Source organism: Streptomyces sp. NPDC059455 (assembly GCF_042750115.1).
Taxonomy (GTDB): Bacteria; Actinomycetota; Actinomycetes; order Streptomycetales; family Streptomycetaceae; genus Streptomyces; species Streptomyces endocoffeicus.
The window spans coordinates 83,329-89,581 of the sequence record NZ_JBHYVB010000019.1 but is presented as its reverse complement, the minus strand read 5'-3'; the positions used below and the strand labels follow the sequence as shown (position 1 = coordinate 89,581).

The following is a 6,253-nucleotide window of genomic DNA, read 5'->3' as shown; positions in this document are numbered from 1 at the left end:
CCCGCCGCCCCCCCCCCCCCCCGCCGCGCGCCCGCCCCCCCCCCCCTCGCCCACACCCACACCCACCCCCCCTGACCCGGCGCGGCGCGCTCCGCGCCAGCCCGCCCGCCCGCCGGGGCCCCCCCCCCGCGGGTGATGGTGGGCCGCAAGCCGTCAGCCGACAACCTTCTTCAGGGCATCGCCGAGGGCATCGGCCTCGTCCGGTGTCAGCTCGACGACGAGCCGACCGCCGCCTTCGAGCGGAACGCGCATGACGATGCCCCGCCCCTCCTTGGTCACCTCGAGCGGGCCGTCGCCCGTCCGCGGCTTCATGGCCGCCATGCTCGTTCCCCTTCCTGAAACCAGCTCATCGCAGCCGACAACCCAGGTGTCACCGGCATCGAACACGTTGCTTCCCCCTCATTATCCCGCATGGCACGACCCGATGACCAACATCGGTCGGCAACGCCTGTGCGAGGCGTTCCCCCAAAACCACCCAATTCGGGGAGGGGATCGCGGTAGCGTACGCCCGCCGTCACCGAACGAAGGGTCGGTTCTTTGACGCAGGTCACATGTCGGTCGGTCATGATCTCCGGCATGCTGTGCGCTGACCGCCGCGGCGGGCCCCTTCCGGGCCCGCCGGTGCGGCCGCAGCCCGAGCCGCCCACCCGCCTCGCTCCACCGCCGGAGGACCGCCATGGCCGACACCGTGCTCTACGACCTCACCGAGGGTCTCGCGACGATCACGCTGAATCGTTCCGACGCGATGAACGCCCTGAACATCGATACCAAGGAGGCGCTGCGCGACGCGCTGCTGCAGGCCGCGGAGAGCCCGGCGGTGCGGGCCGTGCTGCTCACCGGCTCCGGGTCGCGCGCCTTCTGCGTCGGCCAGGACCTCAAGGAGCACATCGGCCTGCTGGCCGCCGACCGCGACGGCAGCGGCGAGGGCTCGACCATGAACACGGTGGCGCTGCACTACAACCCGATCGTCACCGCGATCGCCGGGATGCCGAAGCCGGTGGTCGCCGCGGTCAACGGCGTCGCGGCGGGCGCCGGGGCGGGCTTCGCCTTCGCCGCCGACTACCGGATCGTCGCCGACACCGCCTCCTTCAACACCTCCTTCGCCGGGGTCGCGCTGACCGCCGACTCGGGCGTCTCGTGGACCCTTCAGCGGCTGATCGGCTACGGCCGGGCGGCGGATCTGCTGCTCTTCCCACGCACCATCGACGCCCAGGAGGCGCTCGGCCTGGGCATCGCCCACCGGGTGGTCCCGGCGGACGAGCTGGCCTCCGAGGCGGCGGCGGTCGCCCGGCGGCTGGCCGAGGGCCCCACCGCGGCCTATGCCGCGATCAAGGAGTCCCTGGCCTTCGCCGCGGGCCACACCCTCACCGAGGCCCTGACCATGGAGGACGAGCTGCAGCGCCGCGCGGGGGCGTCGGACGACCACGCCATCGCGGTGAACGCGTTCGTGAACAAGGAGAAGCCGAGGTTCACCGGCCGCTGACGGGACCCCGCCCCGGCCCCGGCCCCCGCCCCGGCCACCGACCGCCGGCGGCCGGGGCGCTCAGACCGCGTCGCGGATGTGGCAGTCGGCCAGATGGTCGTTGACCAGGCCGCATGCCTGCATCAGCGCGTAGGCCGTGGTGGGGCCGACGAAGCGGAAGCCGTGCTTCTTGAGGTCGCGGCTGAGGGCCGTGGACTCCGGGGTGATCGCGGGGACATCGGCGAAGGTCCGCGGGACCGGGCGGCCGTCGGACGCCGGGGCGTGGGACCAGATCAGCTCGCTCAGCTCACCGGGGGCCAGGGCCGCCGCGGCACGGGCGTTGGCGATCGTGGCGGCGATCTTGGCGCGGTTGCGGATGATGCCGGGGTCGGCGAGCAGCCGCACCTCGTCGGCCTCGGTGAACTCCGCGACCTTCTTGATCGAGAAGTCGGCGAAGGCGGCCCGGAACCCCTCCCTGCGGCGCAGGATCGTCAGCCAGGACAGCCCGGACTGGAACGCCTCCAGGGAGACCCGCTCATAGAGCGCGTCATCGCCGTGGACCGGGCGGCCCCACTCCGTGTCGTGGTAGACGCGGTAGTCGGCCATGGTCTCGCTCTCCAGGCCCCAGGGACAGCGCGGCAGACCGTCCGGCCCCTCGACCACACCCTGCTCGCTCATGCGCCCTGCCCTTCGTAACCGCGGCCCTCGAAGCCGCTCCCGTCGAAACCGCGCCGCCCGAAGGCGTCGAAGCCCCTGCCCTCGAAACCGCCGTCCTCGAAACCGCCGTCCTCGAAGCCGCGCCGCTCGGGGCCGGGGCCCTCGAGGCCGCCCGGCCCGAAGCCATGGTCGCTCTCCGGGGCCGACAGCGGATCGGGGCCGGGCCCGGAGGACGACAAGGGCTTCGGACGCGGACCGGCGAGCGCCGTCTCCAGCTCGGCGATCCGGGCGTCACGCTCGGCGAGCTCGGCGCCGAGGCGGCCCAGCACATCGTCCACGTCCGCCATCCGGTAGCCCCGCAGCGTCATGGGGAGCCGCAGCGACTCCACATCGGCGCGCGCCAGCGGCCGGTCGGCGGGCAGCGGATCGTCCAGCCGGTCGGGGGGCACGTCGGTGAGCGGGCCGTCACCGCCGCCGACGACGGCGAGCGTGACCCCGCCGACCACAACGACCAGCGCGATCAGCAAGAACAAGAACACGGTGATCGTCTCCCCGTCAGATGCATGGTTGAGTCTGTGTCCGTCGGCCTCGATAACTGTCTGCCCCGATCGTGCCATGCCCCTCGGACAGTTATCGTCGCTGCCCGCAACCTGGAAGAAGACGTGAGGGAAGTTCGATGCTGCGGCTGGGACGACGTGAGTTCGGCGAGAACGACCGGGTGATCATGGCGATCGTGAACCGGACGCCGGATTCCTTCTACGACCAGGGTGCGACCTTCCGCGACGAGCCCGCCCTGACCCGGGTGGAGCAGGCGGTCGCGGACGGCGCCGCGATCATCGACGTCGGCGGCGTCAAGGCCGGTCCGGGCGACGAGGTGAGCGCCGAGGAGGAGGCGCGCCGCACGGTGGGCTTCGTGGCCGAGGTGCGCAGGCGCCATCCGGACGTGGTGATCAGCGTGGACACCTGGCGCCATGAGGTCGGCGAGGCGGTCTGCGCCGCGGGCGCGGATGTGCTCAACGACGTCTGGGGCGGGGTCGACCCCAAGCTGGCCGAGGTCGCCGCCCGCTACGGCGCCGGGCTGGTGTGCACCCACGCGGGCGGCGCCCGGCCGCGCACCCGCCCGCACCGGATCGGCTACGACGATGTGGTGGAGGACATCCTGCGGGTCACCCTGGAGCTCGCGGAGCGCGCCGTCGAGCTGGGGGTGCGGCGCGACGGGATCATGATCGACCCGGGCCATGACTTCGGTAAGAACACCCGCCACTCACTGGAGGCGACGCGCCGGCTGGGCGAGCTGACGGAGACCGGCTGGCCCGTCCTGGTCTCGCTGTCCAACAAGGACTTCGTCGGCGAGAGCCTGGACCGTCCGGTCAAGGAACGGCTGATCGGCACGCTCGCGACGACCGCCGTATCGGCCTGGCTGGGGGCCCGGATCTACCGGGTGCACGAGGTGGCGGAGACCCGTCAGGTGCTGGACATGGTGTCGTCCATCGCGGGCCACCGGCCCCCGGCGGTCGCCCGCCGGGGACTGGCCTGAGTGGCCCGTAAGGAAGTGGACCGTAAGGATCCTGAGTGGACCGTAAGGAGACGCGGGCGGTCAGGGGCCGGACTCCTTGGTCACCAGGTCGATCACCTCGTCGATGTCATCGGTGAGGTGGAACAGGTCCAGGTCGTGCGGGGACGCCTTGCCCTCGGCGATGAGGGTGTTGGTGAGCCAGTCGACCAGGCCCTTCCAGTAGGCGCTGCCGAAGAGGACGATCGGGAAGCGGGTGACCTTCTTGGTCTGGACGAGGGTGAGCGCCTCGAAGCACTCGTCGAGCGTGCCGAGCCCGCCGGGCAGCACCACGAACCCTTGGGCGTACTTCACGAACATCGTTTTTCTTACGAAGAAGTAGCGGAAGTTGACCCCGATGTCGACGTACGGGTTCAGGCCCTGCTCGTACGGCAGCTCGATGCCCAGGCCGACCGAGACACCGCCCGCCTCGGTCGCGCCGCGGTTCGCCGCCTCCATCGCGCCGGGGCCGCCGCCGGTGATCACCCCGAAGCCCGCCTCCGCGAGGGCCCGGCCGATCCGCACCCCCGCCTCGTACTCCGGAGACCCCTCGGGCGTACGGGCGGAACCGAACACGCTGATCGCCCGGCCCAGCTCCGCCAGGGTGCCGAAGCCCTCGACGAACTCCGACTGGATGCGCATCACCCGGAACGGGTCCTCGTGCACCCAGTGGGTGGCCCCCTGGGTGTCCAGAAGCCGCTGGTCGGTCGTCTCGGGTCGCATCTGATGGCGGCGGCGCACGACCGGGCCCAGACGCTGCTCCCGCAGCGCTCGCTCTTCTTCGGCGTTGCCCACTGAGTGCTCCCTTCGCCAAGACCAAGATCTGGTCAAAGATCTGTGCTTCAGGGTAGGCCCCTCGGACGGCAAACAGCCGAAATCCTGGCCACGCTCACCCACCGAACCGCTGATCACACAGGGGTACGGTCAGCTAGCGCCGCTAGGGGGTGCCCGGCGGGCCACGCGGTGGAGCCGCATAGCGGGTTTTTCCCCTCCCCGCCCCTTCCCGTTACCAGGGGCTCCGCCCCTGGACCCCGAGGCCCGGGGCGGAGCCCCTGCCACGCGGCGAAGCCGCATAGCGAAGCCGCGGGGAGGAACAGAGCCCCGGCCCGGGGTCTGGGGCAGAGCCCCGGTCCCGGGATCTGAGGCAGAGCCCCGAACTCGGGGCCGGGGACAGAGCCCCGAACTCGGGATCTGAGGCAGAGCCCCGAACTCGGGGCCGGGGACAGAGCCCCGAACTCGGGATCTGAGGCAGAGCCCCGAACTCGGGATCTGAGGCAGAGCCCCGGTCCCGGGGTCTGGGGCAGAGCCCCGGTTTCGGGAAGGGGCGGGGAGGGGAGCAAGCTCGCCGCAGGCGCACGGTCCGCCGGACACCGCCTAGCGGGTCAGCCAGGTCCGCAGTCGTTCCTCGGCCTCCAGGACGGCGGCGACCGAGACGTGCTCCTCGCGGGTGTGGGCCAGCTTCGGATCGCCGGGGCCGTAGTTCACGGCGGGCACGCCGAGCGCCGAGAAGCGGGCCACATCGGTCCAGGCGTCCTTGGGCGCCACCTCCACCCCGAGCGTCGCCACGAGGGCGGCGGCCGACGGATGGGCGAGACCGGGCAGGGCGCCGGGCGCGCTGTCGGTGAGCTCGACCTCGAAGCCGGTGAAGACCTCGCGGACGTGGGCGAGCGCCTCGTCCTCGGAGCGGTCCGGGGCGAAGCGGAAGTTCACGGTCACCGTGCAGAAGTCGGGGATGACATTGGTCGCGTGGCCGCCCTCGATCGTCACGGCGTTGAGGCCCTCGCGGTAGGTGAGCCCGTCGATCTCCGCCCGCCGGGGCACATAACCGGCCAGCCGGTCCAGGATCGGCGCGGCCTTGTGGATGGCGTTCTCGCCGAGCCAGCTGCGCGCGGAGTGGGCGCGCCGCCCCTGGGCGCTCACCCGTACCCGCAGGGTGCCCTGGCAGCCGCCCTCGACCTTGCCGTCGGTGGGCTCCAGCAGCACGGCGAAGTCCCCGGCCAGCCACTCGGGGTGGTTCCTGGCCAGCCGCCCCAGCCCGTTGAGCTCGGCGGCGACCTCCTCGTGGTCGTAGAAGACGAAGGTGAGGTCGCGGTTGGGCGCGGGCACGGTGGCGGCCATGCGCAGTTGTACGGCGACGCCGGACTTCATGTCGGAGGTGCCGCAGCCCCACAGCACGCCGTCGTCGTCGAGGCGCGAGGGCACGTTGTCGGCGATCGGCACGGTGTCCAGATGGCCCGCCAGCACGACCCGCTCGTCCCGGCCCAGGTTCGTGCGGGCCACGACGGCGTCCCCGTCCCGGTCGACGCTCAGCTGGGGCAGGGCCCGCAGGGCCTGCTCCACGGCGTCGGCGAGCGCCTTCTCCTCACCGCTGACCGAGGGGAAGTCGACGAGCCGGGCGGTGAGCCGGGCCGCGTCCAGGGACAGGTCGAGTGCTGGGTGTGCCATACCCGCGACCCTAGCCGGTCGGCCCGCGCGCCCGGCGGCCCCGGCTCCCGGCCGCCGGCCCCAGCCCCCGGGCGCGAACGTGGCGTTCCCCACCCCGCGCCCGAGAACCGGAAGTGGCGTTCCCCACCCCGCGCCCG

Annotated in this window: 7 protein-coding genes; 2 read left to right on the top strand and 5 right to left on the bottom strand. The window is 72.4% G+C overall.

What is annotated here, in order from left to right:
* Window positions 1-153: 153 nt before the first annotated feature.
* Complete coding sequence (locus ACFXB5_RS09665; RefSeq protein ID WP_003966491.1) at window positions 154-321, bottom strand: DUF3117 domain-containing protein; 168 nt, start codon at window positions 319-321, stop codon at window positions 154-156.
* Window positions 322-676: 355 nt separating this feature from the next.
* On the opposite strand from ACFXB5_RS09665, the gene ACFXB5_RS09660 reads away from it, so the two are divergent.
* Complete coding sequence (locus tag ACFXB5_RS09660) at window positions 677-1,483, top strand: enoyl-CoA hydratase-related protein (protein WP_385204622.1); 807 nt, start codon at window positions 677-679, stop codon at window positions 1,481-1,483.
* 60 nt (window positions 1,484-1,543) lie between these two features.
* On the opposite strand, the gene ACFXB5_RS09655 is transcribed toward ACFXB5_RS09660, so the two are convergent.
* The gene (locus tag ACFXB5_RS09655) at window positions 1,544-2,140 is read right to left on the bottom strand and encodes a DNA-3-methyladenine glycosylase I (RefSeq protein ID WP_385204619.1); all 597 of its coding nucleotides are present in this window, start codon (window positions 2,138-2,140) and stop codon (window positions 1,544-1,546) included.
* The gene (locus tag ACFXB5_RS09650) at window positions 2,137-2,658 is read right to left on the bottom strand and encodes a DivIVA domain-containing protein (RefSeq protein WP_385204617.1); all 522 of its coding nucleotides are present in this window, start codon (window positions 2,656-2,658) and stop codon (window positions 2,137-2,139) included. Before ACFXB5_RS09650 ends, ACFXB5_RS09655 begins: the two co-directional genes overlap by 4 nt.
* 137 nt (window positions 2,659-2,795) lie before the next feature.
* On the opposite strand from ACFXB5_RS09650, the gene folP reads away from it, so the two are divergent.
* Entirely contained in the window at window positions 2,796-3,656 is an 861-nt protein-coding gene (folP, locus tag ACFXB5_RS09645; protein ID WP_385204614.1) for a dihydropteroate synthase, read from the top strand.
* A gap of 60 nt (window positions 3,657-3,716) precedes the next feature.
* Here the strand turns inward: folP and ACFXB5_RS09640 are convergent, their stop codons facing one another.
* The gene (locus tag ACFXB5_RS09640; protein WP_020868627.1) at window positions 3,717-4,466 is read right to left on the bottom strand and encodes a TIGR00730 family Rossman fold protein; all 750 of its coding nucleotides are present in this window, start codon (window positions 4,464-4,466) and stop codon (window positions 3,717-3,719) included.
* 579 nt (window positions 4,467-5,045) lie between these two features.
* Window positions 5,046-6,116, bottom strand: a complete 1,071-nt coding sequence (gene dapE, locus ACFXB5_RS09635) for a succinyl-diaminopimelate desuccinylase (protein WP_385204611.1) — start codon at window positions 6,114-6,116, stop codon at window positions 5,046-5,048.
* Window positions 6,117-6,253: the final 137 nt, after the last annotated feature.

Coding starts and splice junctions, on each gene's coding strand:
- ACFXB5_RS09665 (WP_003966491.1), bottom strand. CDS start 321: ATGGCGGCCATGAAGCCGCGGACGGGCGACGGCCCGCTCGAGGTGACC.
- folP (WP_385204614.1), top strand. CDS start 2,796: ATGCTGCGGCTGGGACGACGTGAGTTCGGCGAGAACGACCGGGTGATC.
- ACFXB5_RS09660 (WP_385204622.1), top strand. CDS start 677: ATGGCCGACACCGTGCTCTACGACCTCACCGAGGGTCTCGCGACGATC.
- ACFXB5_RS09655 (WP_385204619.1), bottom strand. CDS start 2,140: ATGAGCGAGCAGGGTGTGGTCGAGGGGCCGGACGGTCTGCCGCGCTGT.
- dapE (WP_385204611.1), bottom strand. CDS start 6,116: ATGGCACACCCAGCACTCGACCTGTCCCTGGACGCGGCCCGGCTCACC.